Source organism: Nitrosococcus watsonii C-113 (assembly GCF_000143085.1).
Lineage (GTDB): Bacteria > Pseudomonadota > Gammaproteobacteria > Nitrosococcales > Nitrosococcaceae > Nitrosococcus > Nitrosococcus watsonii.
This window is the reverse complement of sequence record NC_014315.1, coordinates 2,482,449-2,498,592: the sequence shown is the minus strand read 5'-3', so window position 1 is coordinate 2,498,592 and position 16,144 is coordinate 2,482,449. Positions and strand designations below refer to the sequence as shown.

Genomic DNA, 16,144 nt, shown 5'->3' with positions numbered 1-16,144 from the left:
TTAGCGTAGGCTAACACCCTAAAAATAAAATTATTATAGTCTTTCCCTTTATGCCTTGCCGAGCGCATTAATTTTGGGCCTAAGAAGTAAACCCCAATAGAGCCTTGAAGAAGGCTTTTTAGTTACCAAAATAAATAATGGGGGATGTCTTTGAAGTTTGTAAAAAAGCCAATAGCAGTTGCTATTGTGGCGCTGATTTTTATAGGCCAGGTGCTGGCGGCAGAATTTCAAGAATTTATAGTTAAGGATATACGGGTTGAGGGATTGCAACGTATTTCCGCAGGTACGGTGTTTAATTATCTTCCGATAAAAGTTGGTGATACGATTGATAGCCAGCGGGTTAAGGAGATTATTCGTGGATTATTCAAGACACGGTTTTTTAAGGATGTGCGGGTAGAGCGCGAGGGCAATGTTCTAGTTGTGGTGGTAGAGGAAAGGCCTACAATTACTAGCATCCAATTTGTCGGTAATAAAGAACTTAAAGGCGATCAGCTTGCGCAGGCTCTTAAACAAGTAGGATTTGCAGAGGGGCGTGTTTTTGATCGAGCGCTGCTGGAGAAGGTAGAATTGGAGCTGCAACGCCAATATTTTAGTCGTGGTAAATATGGGGTTAAAATTGATACGACGGTGACTCCCTTGGCCCGTAATCAGGTAGGTATTACCGTAAATATTAAAGAGGGTGCTATTGCTAAGATTGGCGGTATCAATATCATAGGAAATCATGCTTTTAGTGAAGATGAGCTTTTGGGTGCATTTCAGCTACACACTTCGAACTGGCTATCATTTTTTACTCATGATGATCAGTATTCCCGGCAGAAACTGGCGGCGGATCTTGAAGCATTACGCTCTTATTATTTAGATCGTGGCTATATCAACTTTAATATTGATTCTACTCAAGTTTCAATAACACCTGATAAAAGGCGAGTGTTTATTACCGTTAATATCACTGAAGGTGATCGCTACCAAATTGGTGAGGTTAAGTTGGCCGGAGATTTAGTTCTGCCCCACGAGAAACTATTTGATGCTTTAACGGTAGCTTCTGGAAAAGTTTTTTCACGCAAGGCCATAGCGGAGAGTACGACTCATATTACCGATCTGTTAGGAAATAAAGGGTATGCGTTTGCTAATGTAAATGCTGTGCCAGAAATAAATGAAGAAGAGAAGAAGGTAAACCTAACCTTTTTTGTTGATCCCGGTAAGCGTGCGTATGTTCGGCGAATTAATATTTCAGGGAATACTAAAACCCGGGATGAGGTGCTTCGCCGGGAGATACGCCAACAGGAGGGAGGATGGGTAGCCACCGAGTTGATCGATCGTTCCCGGCTGCGGATCCAGCGCTTAGGCTATTTTGAAGATGTTAATGTGGAGACGGTACCGGTTCCGGGAACCACGGATCAAGTTGATGTGAATTTTAGCGTAGTAGAGCGTCCTTCAGGATCTCTGTCGGCAGGTTTAGGTTTTTCTCAATCCCAGGGTTTTATTTTTAATGCTAGTATTACCCAGCAAAACTTTCTGGGAAGTGGTAAGCATGTAAGCTTTAGCTTTAATAATAGTCAGGTGAATACTATCTATAGTTTTGGATATACTAATCCATATTATACTATTGATGGTATTAGTCGTGGATTTAACGTTTTTTATCGTGAAACAAGTCCATTTAGAGCTAATATTGCCCGTTTTAGCACTGATGCATATGGCGGTGATATGCATTTCGGTATACCGGTCACTGAAACTGATAGAGTACGTCTTGGTTTTGGGTATCAGCATACGAAGGTTAATTTAACTGAAAATTCTCCCCAGGAGTACCATAATTTTGTAGATAGTGAAGGCAGTAAGTTTGACACTTTTAATACGAATTTAGGTTGGTCTCGTGATAGCCGGGATAATGCTCTTTTAACGACTGATGGCAGTATTCAAAGCCTTTTCGGTGAGATTACTTTGCCGCTAGGTAGCCTGCAGTTTTTTAAGTTTGGTTATCGGCACCGTTGGTTTCATCCCCTGTCTAAATCTCTTACTTTGATGCTAAATGGCGATGTGGCTTACGGAAATGCTTATGGACGTACCGAAGAGTTTCCCTTCTTTGAAAATTTCTTTGCCGGTGGTATACATAGTGTGCGTGGTTTCAAGGCTAATACGCTTGGTCCAAAGGCCTCGGATGGTACTACGCTTGGCGGTAATTTTAAAATGACAGGGACTATCGAGGTATTTTTTCCTGTTCCTTTTGCAGAAGAATTAAAATCTGTGCGCTTAGGTACTTTTATTGATGCAGGTAATGTCTACGGTATAGATGAAGATATCAGTCTGGAAGGACTCCGGTATTCAGCTGGCATTTCAGCCAATTGGCTATCGCCGTTTGGTAGCCTGCAATTTAGTTTTGCAAAAGCCTTCAATGTTCAGCCAAATGATCGGCCTGAAGTATTCCAGTTCTCCTTGGGAACTTCATTTTAACGTGCTCTCTCGTAAAAGAGATCCTTTGGTGCGTATTAATATTTGATATTTATTTTAGAGCCATTCGGTAAGCCAATATTTTTCTGGCGTAGACAGTCATATTGAATGTTGAGAGGTAGTCTTATGGTAAGAATGGATAAATCGTTTAAATTGATCGTGCTCGTGGCTTTTTTACTGCCAGGCTCTATGATAGCTAGTGTCCCGGCAGGAGCTGTTGACTTAAAGATCGGTGCGGTAAATGCAGTCAAGTTGCTGGATGAAGCGCCGCAAAAAGAAGCGGCGTTAGAGATATTGAAAAAAGAGTTTGAAATACGCAACAGGGAATTAGTGTCAAAGCAAAAAAAGCTGCGCGGCTTAGAGGATAGGTTTAATCGTGATGCGGCCATTATGAGCGAAGCCGATCGTAAAGCCCTAGAACGGGATATCTTAAATCAAAACCGCGACCTCAAGCGTGATCAAGAGGTATTTCGAGAAGACTATAACATTCGGCGTAATGAAGAGTTCCGGAAATTGCAGGAAGAAATTGCTAAGGCAATTGTGGACTTAGCTGAGAAAAAAAAATACGATCTTGTTGTCTACGAGGGGGTTATTTACGCTAGCGATAAAGTTGATATTACGGCCGATGTGCTTAAGCTGTTGAAGTCTCAGTATAGACCTTAATTGGCTGTATGGCTATTTTGCACTGAGGCTAGAGCCCGTGAGCGTTATATATTCCTGTAAAGGAAGATGTTATGTTGGAAGCAAGTAATTTAGTATAGTACTAAACAGTAAAAAATGTTGTTAAAAGTTAGGAAATATAAGCCAGAATTTTTTTGCATTCTAATAATTAAGTAAGTTGGTGGGATATTTATCTTACCAAAACAAATTATAAGTATGTCTAAGATCTTTTTCTTAAAATCAAGGTTTTTTCATTGGATACACTGGATATACACGAGATACTTAAGCATCTTCCTCACCGTTACCCCTTTCTCCTGATTGACAGAGTCATAGAATGTATACCAGGGAAGTCGCTCGTGGCCGTCAAGAACGTAAGCTACAACGAACCTTACTTTCAGGGCCATTTCCCAGGGCTACCTATCATGCCAGGGGTGCTGATTCTTGAATCCTTGGCCCAGGCTACTGGAATATTAGCTTTTAAAACAACGGAAACTATGCCCTCGGAAGAGGCAATTTATTATTTTGCGGGCATTGATCGGGCACGGTTCAAGCGTCCCGTTGGACCAGGCGATCAAATGCGTCTAGAGGTTGAGCTTGTACGTAGCTTGCGTCGCTTGTGGAAATTTACTGGAACAGTAACGGTGGATGGAAGTCTCGTTGCTTCGGCCGAAGTGATGTGTTCCTACCAGGAAACTTATAAGTGATTGATCGTAGGGCGGTTATTGATTCCAGCGCTGAGATTGACGAAACTGTTACTGTAGGGCCTTATTCAATTATTGGAGCAAATGTGCAGATTGAAGCGGAAACTTGGATTGGCCCGCATGTCGTTGTTCGAGGACCCACCCGTATCGGAAAAAAAAATAAGATATTCCAGTTTGCTTCCATCGGAGATATTCCTCAGGATAAAAAATATGGTGGGGAAGACACCCTTCTTGAAATCGGGAATGAAAATGTCATAAGGGAGTATACTACAATTAACCGAGGCACCGTTCAGGGAGGGGGTGTTACCCGGATGGGCCATCACAATTGGATAATGGCTTATGTCCATATTGCCCATGATTGTATCGTAGGTCACCATACAACTTTTGCTAACAATGCATCTTTGGCGGGACATGCGGTTATTGGCGATTATGCGACGCTTGGGGGATATGCCTTGGTTGCTCAGTTCTGCAGTGTAGGTACCTATGGTTTCTGTTCCGTCGCCAGTGTTATTCATAAAGATGTTCCTCCCTACGTGTTAGTAGCGGGACATATGGCAAAGCCGGTGGGGATTAACCATATAGGTCTAAGGCGCGCTAATTTTAGTGAAGAAGTCATACGTAAATTGCGTAACGCTTATAAGTTACTTTACCGCCAAGGTTTGCGTTTTGAAGATTCTGTCAAGGAGCTGAAACGGCTAGCGGAGAAAAGTTCTGAAGTCCAAATTTTTTTGGATTTCCTTGAGAATTCCAGCCGCGGCATCATTCGGTAGTCAAGTGTCTAAACACTTTGGGTTTTAAAATGGCATTAGATATTTACGCATCAGATCAGGAAAAAAGTGAAGCTATCAGACAATGGTGGCGGGAAAATGGCCGTGCTGTCCTAGTAGGACTCATTATCGGGCTTCTAGCTCTCTTAGGTCTACGGAGTTGGACAAAATATGAGCAAAGCCGTACCAGCGAAGCATCGTCACTCTATCAGCAGATATTAGTGGCCACGGATCAGGACGCTAATGCCGAAATTTACAATAGCGCGGAGTATCTTCTTCAAGAGTACAGCGATACTTCCTATGGGTTGTTTAGTGTATTGATACTGGCTAAGGAAGATCAAGTCCGTGGCGATCTCGAGACTGCCACCGAACGCCTTAAGGGGGCACTAGAGCATGCTCGGCATTCTAGTCTTCAAAAAGTAATATATTTGCGTCTTGCGCGTTTGTTGCTAGCAGCGGGCAATCCTCAAGAAGTGCTAACGACGTTAGCCGAAGTTAAGCCAGGCAGTTTCTCCTCTGCGTATGCTGAAATGCGCGGCGATGCTTATGTAGCACTGGGCCAACCATCAGAGGCACAACTGGCCTATCAGGAGGCGTTATTGGGTTTGGGGCCAAGCGAGCAGTATCAGCAGATACTACAAATGAAACTTGACGATCTCGCTCAACCTTGAGGGTGGTCAGGTTCGTTCCGTGTTTAGGTTTGGCTCGAGGAAAATTTTGGGAAAGCGCCGCTTGGATCGAGCGGTTTTTTTTAACCTTATGTTTTTTTCATTGACAGGATGCGAGCTTCTGCAGGAATACCTTCCTGAACCTGATACTAGCGAACCCCCGATGGCATTGGTGGAGTTTGCTCCTGAAGTTGGAGTTGAGGTGTTATGGTCTGCCAAAGTGGGGAAAGGAACAAGAGATCATTATCTTCGGCTTCCTCTTTCCATTATTGGTGATAAAGTAGTTGCCGCAGATTATGGAGGCCAGGTTAGCGCCTTTGATGCCCTGACTGGGGAGAAGATTTGGGAGATTAAGCTTGATTTACCTATTACCGGTGGGCCAGGTGGAAGCGATGACCTCGTAGTCTTGGGAACAGAGGAAGCGGAGGTTATCGCCTTGGATGCTGCTAATGGCTCGCTGGTTTGGCGAACTAATGTGTCTAGCGAGATACTATCAGCCCCTAGTGTGGCTGACGGTATCGTGGTAATCCGTTCAGGAGATGACCAGGTTTATGGGTTGGATGCAAACGATGGTTCCCGCTTATGGGTCTACCAGCATAATGTTCCTATTTTAACATTGCGTGGAGTCGCAGCTCCAGTAGTGGCTGACCGTAAAGCTATTATTGGGCTGGCAGGTGGTAAATTGGTGGCGCTAACCTTAGAAGATGGTCAGTTATTGTGGGAGCGGGCTATTGTTATCCCGCGGGGCCGCACTGAACTCGATCGGCTAGCGGATATCGATTCTAAGCCAGTGGTGTATGGGGGATATATCTATACAGTCACTTATAATGGCCGAATTGCCGCCCTGTGGTTGGCGGATGGTGATATTCTCTGGACCCGGGAGATGTCCTCCTATGCAGGTATCGGCACGGATGGAAAATCCCTGTATGTTACTGATATGGAAGGGAGTATATGGGCGTTAGAAAGCCGCACTGGTGCCTCTCTTTGGCGTCAATCTAAATTGCTTAGGAGGCAACCGACAGCTCCAACTCCCTACCAAAACTATGTCGTGGTAGGCGATTCAGCGGGTTATGTCCACTGGATGGCCAAAGAGGACGGCCATTTTGTTGCTCGTATTGAAGTAGATGAGAAAGGGATTGTGAATGCTCCTTTGGTACTGGATGACATTTTGTATGTTAATAGTCAGGGAGGAATTTTGAAAGCGATTAAGATCGCTGGTTAATGGAGGTCACAATAGGATTTTCCTTTTTTCTGCTCCTGATGGTGTTGTTTATTTGAGTTTTTTCTGACTTTGCCCAAACTAGTTTGGAAGTATTTTAGATATTTCTGAGTCCTTTGCAATATTTGTGGTATTAGCGCATATACTTACCCCTTTCCCCCGTTTCCTTTGAGTCGTCAGCATGAAAGCTCTTGTTGCCCTGGTTGGACGTCCAAACGTTGGTAAATCAACGCTTTTTAATCGCCTTACTCGGAGCCGCGACGCCCTTGTTGCTGATCAGCCGGGGGTAACCCGTGACCGGCAATATGGCCTTGCCTATTGTGGCGAGCAATCGTTTTTTGTCGTTGATACGGGCGGCATAATGGAGCAAGAGTCTGAGATTGGAAGCCTCATGCGAGGGCAGGCGCAACTTGCGATAGAAGAAGCAGATGTTATTTTTTTCCTCGTTGATGCCCGGGAGGGGTTATCTAGCTTGGATGAGGAAATTGCTGAATGGCTGCGTTGTACTGAGAAACCGCTCAAATTAGTTATTAATAAAGCGGAAGGGCGGGACGAAGATCTGGTTGCTTCTGAATTTTATTGCTTAGGGCTGGGAGAACCGGCTATTATTTCGGCCCGGCAAGGGCAGGGTGTAGAAGTACTGCTGCAGGCGTTGCTAACTCTTTTACCCGTGGCGGGAAGGGAAGAATCTGAAATTCAAGCTAAGGGGCTTCAATTGGCTGTTATTGGTCGCCCTAATGTAGGAAAATCTACTCTCGTCAATCGTATCTTAGGAGAAGAGCGAGTCCTCTCGTCGGAAATCCCCGGGACGACAAGGGATAGTATTTCCATCCCCTTTCGTCACCATGGTAGAGACTATACCTTGGTGGATACGGCTGGAATACGCCGTCGCTCAAGGATCTTGGATAGGGTAGAGAAATTCAGTGTTATTCAATCTCTCCAATCAATAGCAATAGCCCAAGTTGTGATCCTAGTGATTGATGCCCATGATAGTGTGGTGGAGCAAGATTTACATTTGGCGGGTGTGATATTGGAGAGTGGGAAGGGCGTAGTCATCGCGGTAAATAAATGGGATGGCTTACCCTTGGAGCAGCGTCAAAGAGTAAAAAAAGATTTGGATAGACGTCTACCCTTTCTTGTTTTCGCTAGGATACACTTTATTTCTGCTCTTCATGGCAGTGGTGTGGGAGATCTTTTCCCTTCCATTGATGAAGCCTATCAGTCAGCTAACTCACAACTTCCTACAGGTGAACTTAACCGAGCATTGCTGGCTGCTGTTGAAAAGCATCCGCCGCCAATTGTGAAAGGGCGACGGATTAAGCTTCGCTATGCCCATCAAGGAGGACAGAATCCTCCTAAAATCATTATTCATGGCAATCAAGCAGAGGCAGTGTCAGCAAATTATCGGCGCTATCTAATTAATTACTTTCGTAGTGTTTTCGGGTTGATGGGAACGCCGATAGCCTTGGAATTTAGAACGGTAAAAAATCCTTTTGAGGGACGAACAAATATTTTAACTCAACGCCAGCAACAAAAACGTAAGCGATTAGTCCGTTTTCGCAAAGGATGCAAGTAAGGGCTAGGTGCTTGGCGAATGAAAAAGGTAAATACGATGAAAAAAATTATAAAGTGTAAACTATTATGGCTTGTTTTAGCTATTGGTATAGGAATGTTAGGCTGCGCCACCGATGGCCGGTATAGCCAGACGCAGAAAGGGTCCGCAGTGGGAACAGCGGGCGGGGCAGCAGCCGGCGCGGCTATTGGCGCGGCTATTGATGGAGGTAGTGGAGCTGGTTGGGGAGCCTTAGCAGGCGCGGTAGTTGGCGGATTAACAGGCTCGGCCGTGGGTTATATGAATGATCAGCAACGGGAAATGGAAGCCGCATTAGCTGAAGAGAGGCGCCGCCATCAGTTAGAGATCCAGCGACTGCAGGACGAGAGCTTAAAGCTTGATATTCCTAGTGAGGTCTCCTTCGATCATGACAGCGATGCTCTAAAACCAGCTTTTCTTCCTACCTTGGATAAAATTGCCGATGTTTTGAAAAAATATAACAAAACAGTAGTCCATGTGATCGGCCATACGGACAGTACTGGAGCGGAGAAATACAATTTAGATTTATCGCTACGGCGTGCTGGAAATGTGGCCCTATACTTGGAACGGCAGGGAATTCCTTCGCAGCGTTTGAGTATTTATGGGCGGGGAGAAAACGAACCTCGCGCAAGCAACGCTACTGCGTCAGGTCGGCAGCTTAACCGGCGAGTCGAGATTATCTTGAAACCTATCCTAGAAGGGCAGGAGCATAAAGCTTTCGAAGAGCCTGCAGCTTCTCGTCGTAGCCTTTAATTCTTTAACTTTTATTCCGGGGGAGAATTTCCGCAGCCACTCTTGGAATCGTCATTGTCGGGTACTGGCCTTGGGCAGTGATCCTTGCCAAGGGCGACATAAACAAGACATGCGGAAGCAACTTGCTCGCAGGTTTCTTCCCCGCGTTTTCTTTCGGCATAGACAATGACTTCGACGGTGAGAGAGGTATTGCCTACTTTAGTAACTTCTGCATAGAAGCTCACTAGATCATCCACATAAACGGGTTGGATGAAATTAAAATCTTTTACCGCAACAGTTACTATACGACCTCGGGCGCGGCGGAAAGCAACGATACTACCGGCAATATCCGTCCAAGACATTAGCCAGCCGCCAAAAATATCGCCTGCGGCATTAGTATCCGTGGGCCGGGCTAAAATACGTAATGTCGGCTCTTTACATCGTGGTAATGGCATTTATTAATGTCCTTCATATAAAGCGCTAATTTGATTACGATAATGCTTGATTACCTTGCTACGGCGGGCTTTCAGGGTTGCAGTGGCAAGACCATTTTCTGTGGTCCAATGTTCTAGGGTTAAAGTGGCCCGGCGGATACGCGCATAGCCCGGAAATTGACGAGTATGCTGCTCGATCCGTCCTAGTACCTCTTCAAGTACGGTAGAATGCTTGAGGGACTGTGCTTGATGAGGATCAAGGTTTAATTCTTGGGCAAGCGTGGTCCAGTGTTCTGGGTTCAGTACTATCAATGCGCTTAGGTAGGGTTTCCCTTCGCCAATAACCATAACTTGATCAAATAAGGAATCAGTGCTGATAGCCGTTTCCATTTCACCGGGGGGGATTTTCTCGCCGGTAGCTAGCACAATGATTTCTTTAATGCGTCCAGTGATATAGAGACGTCCTTGTTCAATACGGGCTTGGTCACCAGTATGCAGCCAGCCTTTCTCATCAATGACTTCGGCAGTTGCTTTAGGGTTATTCCAGTAACCCAACATGACGCCAGGGCTGTGCCCTAATAATTCATTATGTTCACCGATACGGATTTCCACATCTTGCAGGGGCGTGCCGACACTTTTAGGATCGTTATTATTCAAGTGATTTACGCTAATGACGGGACTTGTCTCGGTAAGCCCGTATCCTTGAATAAGAGGTAACCCTAGCGCAAGCAATTCCTTGGCGACATTAAAGGCTAATGGGGCACCTCCGCAAACGACGATTCGAAGGCGGCCGCCGAACTGTGCTAAAACTTGGCGACCCACGATTTGCTGCAGGAGGGGATTTAAAAGGCAAAGAGGATGCCAAGGAGCGTGCCCTTGCTGGTAATTGAATTGGCGCCAGCCAGCAGCAACAGCAAGCCTGAATAGCGCTCTTTCCAATGGATTTTTTTCTTGAAGTGTATCGTAGATCTGGTTATGGGTGCGCTCGAAAATACGCGGAACACTTACCAGGACCGTAGGTTTAACGGTAGCCAAATCTTCTGCTAACTTGGCAATGGAACGAGTATAGGCTACCTGGGCTCCGGCCATCATGGGTAGATAATAACCGATAGTGCGCTCTAGGGTGTGAGAAAGAGGTAGGAAGGAAAGAAATACATCATCCTCGTATACTGGCGTACTGTGCAAACTGCTGTGCGCATTCCACAGAATATTATGATGGCTTAGCATAACGCCCTTGGGTAAACCCGTCGTTCCAGAAGTATAGACGATAGTAGCTAGAGCATCAGGGTTGCGAGGTCCGGGGTTGGATTTATCCGCCATTTTAGGTAACCACTCTTGCAAGTAGCTGAGGCGTTTTTGTCTCTGGGTTTCAGCAAAAGGACTCAATGAGATTACGCGGGCTAGTTTACGCAACGCCCACCATTGCTTTATTTCCTGCCATTGCTGATATCCTTCTATTAACAGCAGTTTGACTTCAGAGTTTTTTAAAATATAGCGGGCATTGTCGGGGCGATCATTGATATAGAGGGGTACCACCACCAATCCCAGACCTAGGGCAGCCTGTTCAAAGAATACCCATTCCCGGCTATTGCGGAGCATGAGGGCAACTCGATCCCCCGGATTCAGCTCCTCTTCGGAGAGCGCCGCTTGCCAACGGGCGACCTCGGTTGCCATCTCGGCCCAAGTGGTTTTTTGCCACGCCTTCTGGGTGGTATCGAAATGTTGATAGGCAACAGCGTTAGGGGTACGCCGTACCCGTTCCTGGAACAACCCGGACAGGGTACCCGCCGTCTCTGGAGAGATAATGTGGTTAAGATGGGTTTCCTCCATAATTTATAATGCCTGCCATCCTGCGCTGGGGGTAAACCGGGTTCCATATTGGGCTTCCAACGCCTGCAGCCGTTGCCGCATTGTCTTCACTCCTTGAGTGCGCACATAGTGGAGGGGGCCTCCCCGAAAAGGGGCAAAACCAATGCCAAAGATCATACCGGCGTCGAGCAAATCGGCATCTTCCACAACCCGGTCATGGAGGGAGGAGACGGCTTCGTTGATCATAGAGAGAATTAAGCGGTCGGTAAGATCTCCAGGAGCTTGGTATTCCTGCGGAGGTTGGGGCTTTACCGGTTTTCCTCTTTGGTATCTGTAAAATCCGTTCCCGCTTTTTTTGCCAAGCTGACCTTGTTGAATTTTGAGTTTCAGCTCTTCGGGTATTTGCTCAGAGGGGGTTAATCTTTCGGCCACTGAGAGGCAGATATCAAGGCCCACCGTATCTGCTAGTTCGATGGGGCCCATGGGCATGCCAAAATCGATAGCAGCTTGATCGATGACTGGGCCGGGAACGCCTTCGCTGAGTAACCGCGTGGCTTCTAGGAGGTAGGGGGTAAGTACACGATTAACCAAAAATCCTGGCAGGCTTTTTACCGGCAAGGGGAGACGGCCGATCTGGCGGGTAAAAGCTGCGGCTTGCTCCATCTCTCCGGCTGTCGTTGCCTCTCCTTTTACTACTTCGACCAACTGCATTTTGGCAACGGGATTAAAGAAATGAAGTCCTACCAACCGTTCTGGTTGAGACAAGCTTTCAGCCAAAGTTTCTAAGGGAATACTGGAAGTATTGGTGGCCAGTAAGGTCTCCGCTTTTAGCCTAGGTTCGATAGCCTGAAATAAGGCTTGTTTGGCTTCTATATTCTCGAAGATAGCTTCAATCAATACATCGGCTTTAGCGAGTCCCTCTCCTCTCGGATCGGGCATTAGCCGATCCATGGCGGCTTGGATTGGACGCTGGTCTTTGAGACGTTTCTTGAATAATCCATGGGCTCGCTTAATGGCTGGAGCAATATGCTCGGGGGATCGATCCTGGAGGCTAACACGAAGGTTTTTTAAGGCGCACCAGGTGGCAATATCACCCCCCATGGTGCCAGCCCCTATCACATGGACCCGTTCAGGCTTAAAGATACCTTGTTTCCCCAGGGATTTAAGCCGTTGTTGGAGCAGGAAAACCCGAATGAGGTTGTTAGTTGTTTCGCTGATGAGAAGGGCGGTAAGGGATTCGGCCTCGAGCGCCAGGCGCTGCTCGGTGGTGCCTTCTTGCTTTTCCCATAGCTCCAATAAAGCGAAAGGGGCGGGATAGTGCCTTGAGTTGACTCGTTTTTCAAGTCGGGAGCGTAATATTTTGGTGACGAGTCGCCGCATTGGCGGCTGACCTATCAGACGTTGCCAGAAAGGGGGACAGTGGGGAGGGGGCGATTTTTCTATAAAGGCACGGGCGGCCCGCTGAAGGTGGCGAGAGGGGACGGCTTGATCAATCAGTCCCAGACGTGCTGCGGCACGAGTATTGAGGCTGCGCCCCTTCAGCATCATCTCAAGGGCGGGAAGGGTACCGATGAGTCGTGGTAGGCGTACGGTGCCGCCATAACCGGGATGGATTCCAAGCTTGACTTCAGGCAGCCCGAGTTGAGTCTCAGGATTATTGGCTGCTACCCGGTAGCGACAAGCAAGGGCTAGCTCTAGCCCGCCACCGAGGCAATAGCCATGGATAACAGCAACGGTGGGAAAAGGAAGATTGGCCAAGCGATTAAAGATTTCATGGACCCGCTGAATCCATGCTCGAGCTTCGGTTGCCTTACGAAGCGCGGTAAATTCGGTGACATCCGCTCCGGCAATAAAGCCTTGCTTCTTATCGGAAAGGATGACGAGGCCCTTAGGATTTTCCGTAGCTAATTGGACTAAGTGCCTATCTAGTGCTTCTAGTACGGATTTGGACAATACGTTAGTCTTTGTTCCACTTTGATTAAGGCGTAGCCAGACAATGCCATCGGTATCTTTTTCCGTGTACCAATCATTATTGTTATTCATTAGCTTACCCCCTTTCTAATAGCATAGCACCACCTTGGCCTCCGCCAATGCAAATGGTGGCGATACCGCGCTGGCCATTGAGGCGTTTCAAGACATGCAGCAAGTGCAGGACAATGCGGGCCCCGCTAGCACCGACTGGATGGCCCAGAGCAACAGCTCCTCCATCTACATTGAGCCGTTTTCGATCCAATTCGCCGAGGGTTTCTTTCAAACCAAGTTCATCGCGGCAGTAGTCTGAATCTTGCCAAGCTGCCAAACAGGCTAGAACCTGGGCCGCAAAGGCTTCGTTTAATTCCCAGGCATCCAGGTCATTGAGGCTGAGTTGATGGCGTTGCAGCAACGGGGTTGTGGCATGCACAGGACCTAGCCCCATCTGGGCAGGATCTAATGCGGCCCATTGGCTATCTACAATGCGCCCTATTACTGGAAGTTGATGTTGGGTAACCGCTTGCTCCGAAGCCAACAGCAGCCAACAAGCGCCGTCTGTGACTTGGGCGCTATTGCCGGCAGTTACCAGGCCGTAGGGACGGTCAAAAACCGGTTTGAGCTTGCTGAGCTGGGCCATCGAGGTGTCTCGGCGTAGCCCGTCGTCGTGTTCAAAAAACTGGCCATTGGTGGCGAACAGTGGAATCACTTCGCTTAGCCAGCCGCTGTCCTGAGCGTGAGCCAAGCGCTGATGGCTTGCAAGAGCATAAGCATCCATGGTCTGGCGGTCGATGGCGAAGCGACTGGCAAGGACTTCCGCCGTTTGTCCCATGGAAAGCCCCACCACGGGATCCGTTAATCCCCGTAATAGACCCATAATAGGACGCAGGTGATAGGGGCGTAAACGCCCCAGTAGGCGTAAACGAGATTTGATATTACGGGCTCGATTCCAATCTCCTAGCCAATCCACTAAGGGACGGCTTAACAGTACCGGCGCGTGGCTCATGGCTTCTACCCCGCCAGCCAGTACTAGGCTCGCACGACCATTGGCGATGTCCAGGGCCGCGCAGTCGAGCGCCTGCATGCCCGAGGCACAATTACGTTGCACGGTCCAGGCAGGGATATGCTCCTGAATACCTAGGCGTAAGGCAGCCACCCGGGCAATGTTGGCCTCATCTGGACCAGGCATGACACAACCTAGGATAACTTCGCTCAACGCCTCGGGCTCAAAGGGCTGGCGGGCGAGCAATGGACGGCCTGCAGCGACCGCTAGGTCAGTTGCGGTAAAGGGACCGGGTTTCCCTCGGGCTTTAAGGAAGGGAGTCCGAGTGCCATCGACAATATAGACTGGCCGGGGCAGGGAGCGTTGTCCACCTGGTTCCATGTTTGCCTCCGTATTTTTCGTTTTGATCTTGCCGGTTAACCGCTATCTTAGGTTTTCCATCATGCTCAAGTGCCTTGTCCCATGATGGTTTCGGCGGTTGCGGTGAGAGTAACCTTTTAAAGCTTATTCTAGTTATTGTTGTTAAAAAATTGATACAATTTCCAGCAATTAACTTCTTATCCCTGTTTATTAACGCTTCCTGGTATCAGGAGTCCTCTTTATTTTTATTTTGTTAACTCAATGATACAGAAACAATAGGTAATTTTCTGTTTATTATCAATTTTAATAGAAATAATCTTTAAAAAACAGTTATATCCTATATTTTGGCATGGACTTTGATCCAAGGCATAGATAAAAAGCTAAGCTTTTAATAGCGAAGACTCGCGCAAATAAACTTTTTATGCTAACCCTTATAGAGCCGTATGCAATGGAAAACCCCGCCTTCATCACAACTATAAAAAGAGAATGCCTGATTACCTCTAGTAAGCCTAAAATGTTAGTAATTTTATGGGATGAGGTAGAGATTAGCCATTATCCAAGACGGACTCATAAAGAAGTGAGCTTCATAAAAGCTAAAACGAATAGTACTTCCTGTATCGAAGGGGCTTAACTGGAAAAGCAGTGATTTTCAGTCGTGAATTATATAGGGGGCTTGTTTTTTGGGTGCTATGGTTAGTGGCAATAGAATTTGCCCCAAGGGCCGAATATCTTCAGGCTGGAATGGCCGTAAATCAGAGCGCCCATTTTTTAGAACCGAGCAAAACAAAGATATTTCGGAACCCAACTTCGCTCCTCTATGATTACCAAATTATTAATAGCTATCCCCATGATCCGGAAGCCTTCACGCAAGGATTAATTTTTGACGGAGGATTTCTTTATGAAAGTACAGGGAAGTGGGGCAGATCGACATTAAGAAAAGTAGAGTTAGAGACGGGAAGTATATTACAAGAGCATTCTTTACCAGCCCGCTATTTTGGCGAAGGACTAGCTCTTTGGCAAGACAAACTTATCCAGCTGACGTGGCAAGGAAGGTTAGGGTTTGTTTACGATAAAAGGACCTTTAATGTCCTTTGCAAATTTTTTTACTCTACCGAAGGTTGGGGTCTCACCCATGATGATCGTCATCTTATTATGAGCAACGGCAGCTCGACTCTTTCTTTCTTGAATGCAGAGACGTTTCAGCGGGTAAAGCAAATTCAAGTACACGATAAGGATGAATTTATTGCTAACCTTAATGAGCTAGAATATGTTAAGGGGGACATTTACGCCAATGTCTGGTTGACCCATTATATTGTAAGAATTTCTCCCGAGACGGGCCAGGTGAAAGGCTGGATCAACCTCGAGGGGTTGCTGGGCGAAGAGGGGGCGACTTCATCTGCTGGTGTCCTGAATGGAATCGCCTATGATGATAAGCAGGAGCGATTATTCGTAACGGGAAAGTATTGGCCCAGATTATTTGAGATTAAATTAATCGAAAGGTAAGCAAAAATTTTATTCTCTATGGTGAGGGTCCACTAGGCGATCAAGGGGCTGTCTGTTCTCTGTTTTCAAAGGCGGGAGGGTATCGTGCTAGGGCATGAAGGCGTACATGTTTCGGCAAACAGCCTATGCTAGAGCTATCTCCTCGCCGCTATCAAGCGTTAGATGCGGGTCTTCCTGAGTTGAGCATTATCGTCCGAAGCGCCATGAAACCTACTCTGCCCAGCTTGTCCCTAGTATCATTTTAAGCTCGGCTGTACGGGTGGTTTCTACATGAGAAAACTAGAAAT

13 protein-coding genes are annotated in these 16,144 nt (G+C 46.9%); 9 read left to right on the top strand and 4 right to left on the bottom strand.

Annotation, left to right across the window (positions count from 1 at the left end; genetic code table 11):
• Positions 1 to 144 precede the first annotated feature (144 nt).
• The 8 genes from bamA (at position 145) to NWAT_RS11215 (ending at position 8,801) form a co-directional block, all read left to right on the top strand.
• A complete protein-coding gene (gene bamA / locus NWAT_RS11250; RefSeq protein WP_013221194.1) occupies positions 145 to 2,445 on the top strand; it encodes an outer membrane protein assembly factor BamA in 2,301 nt (766 codons plus the stop codon).
• A 123-nt stretch (positions 2,446 to 2,568) separates the two neighbouring features.
• Positions 2,569 to 3,105, top strand: coding sequence for an OmpH family outer membrane protein (locus NWAT_RS11245; protein WP_013221193.1), 537 nt, complete (start codon positions 2,569 to 2,571; stop codon positions 3,103 to 3,105).
• 251 nt (positions 3,106 to 3,356) lie between these two features.
• Complete coding sequence (gene fabZ / locus NWAT_RS11240; protein ID WP_013221192.1) at positions 3,357 to 3,806, top strand: 3-hydroxyacyl-ACP dehydratase FabZ; 450 nt, start codon at positions 3,357 to 3,359, stop codon at positions 3,804 to 3,806.
• On the top strand, positions 3,803 to 4,573 hold the full coding sequence (gene lpxA, locus NWAT_RS11235) for an acyl-ACP--UDP-N-acetylglucosamine O-acyltransferase (RefSeq protein ID WP_013221191.1): 771 nt from the start codon (positions 3,803 to 3,805) through the stop codon (positions 4,571 to 4,573). The genes fabZ and lpxA overlap by 4 nt, the downstream gene beginning before the upstream one ends.
• A gap of 29 nt (positions 4,574 to 4,602) precedes the next feature.
• Positions 4,603 to 5,241, top strand: coding sequence for a YfgM family protein (locus tag NWAT_RS11230; protein ID WP_013221190.1), 639 nt, complete (start codon positions 4,603 to 4,605; stop codon positions 5,239 to 5,241).
• Between the two features lie 46 nt (positions 5,242 to 5,287).
• Positions 5,288 to 6,460, top strand: a complete 1,173-nt coding sequence (bamB, locus tag NWAT_RS11225; protein ID WP_013221189.1) for an outer membrane protein assembly factor BamB — start codon at positions 5,288 to 5,290, stop codon at positions 6,458 to 6,460.
• A gap of 178 nt (positions 6,461 to 6,638) precedes the next feature.
• Positions 6,639 to 8,033, top strand: coding sequence for a ribosome biogenesis GTPase Der (gene der, locus NWAT_RS11220; protein WP_013221188.1), 1,395 nt, complete (start codon positions 6,639 to 6,641; stop codon positions 8,031 to 8,033).
• 36 nt (positions 8,034 to 8,069) lie between these two features.
• Positions 8,070 to 8,801 (top strand): OmpA family protein, encoded by a 732-nt coding sequence (locus NWAT_RS11215; RefSeq protein WP_041350986.1) that lies wholly within the window; start codon positions 8,070 to 8,072, stop codon positions 8,799 to 8,801.
• An 11-nt stretch (positions 8,802 to 8,812) separates the two neighbouring features.
• Here the strand turns inward: NWAT_RS11215 and NWAT_RS11210 are convergent, their stop codons facing one another.
• The 4 genes from NWAT_RS11210 to NWAT_RS11195 are packed head-to-tail and all read right to left on the bottom strand — an operon-like array spanning position 8,813 to position 14,375.
• Positions 8,813 to 9,235, bottom strand: a complete 423-nt coding sequence (locus NWAT_RS11210) for an acyl-CoA thioesterase (RefSeq protein ID WP_013221186.1) — start codon at positions 9,233 to 9,235, stop codon at positions 8,813 to 8,815.
• Between the two features lie 3 nt (positions 9,236 to 9,238).
• Complete coding sequence (locus tag NWAT_RS11205; protein WP_013221185.1) at positions 9,239 to 11,044, bottom strand: AMP-dependent synthetase/ligase; 1,806 nt, start codon at positions 11,042 to 11,044, stop codon at positions 9,239 to 9,241.
• A 3-nt stretch (positions 11,045 to 11,047) separates the two neighbouring features.
• Entirely contained in the window at positions 11,048 to 13,066 is a 2,019-nt protein-coding gene (locus tag NWAT_RS11200; RefSeq protein ID WP_013221184.1) for a 3-hydroxyacyl-CoA dehydrogenase NAD-binding domain-containing protein, read from the bottom strand.
• Between the two features lie 4 nt (positions 13,067 to 13,070).
• Complete coding sequence (locus tag NWAT_RS11195; RefSeq protein WP_013221183.1) at positions 13,071 to 14,375, bottom strand: acetyl-CoA C-acetyltransferase; 1,305 nt, start codon at positions 14,373 to 14,375, stop codon at positions 13,071 to 13,073.
• A gap of 621 nt (positions 14,376 to 14,996) precedes the next feature.
• Here NWAT_RS11195 and NWAT_RS11190 point away from each other — a divergent pair.
• Positions 14,997 to 15,857 (top strand): glutaminyl-peptide cyclotransferase, encoded by an 861-nt coding sequence (locus tag NWAT_RS11190; RefSeq protein WP_013221181.1) that lies wholly within the window; start codon positions 14,997 to 14,999, stop codon positions 15,855 to 15,857.
• The last annotated feature ends 287 nt before the right edge of the window (positions 15,858 to 16,144 follow it).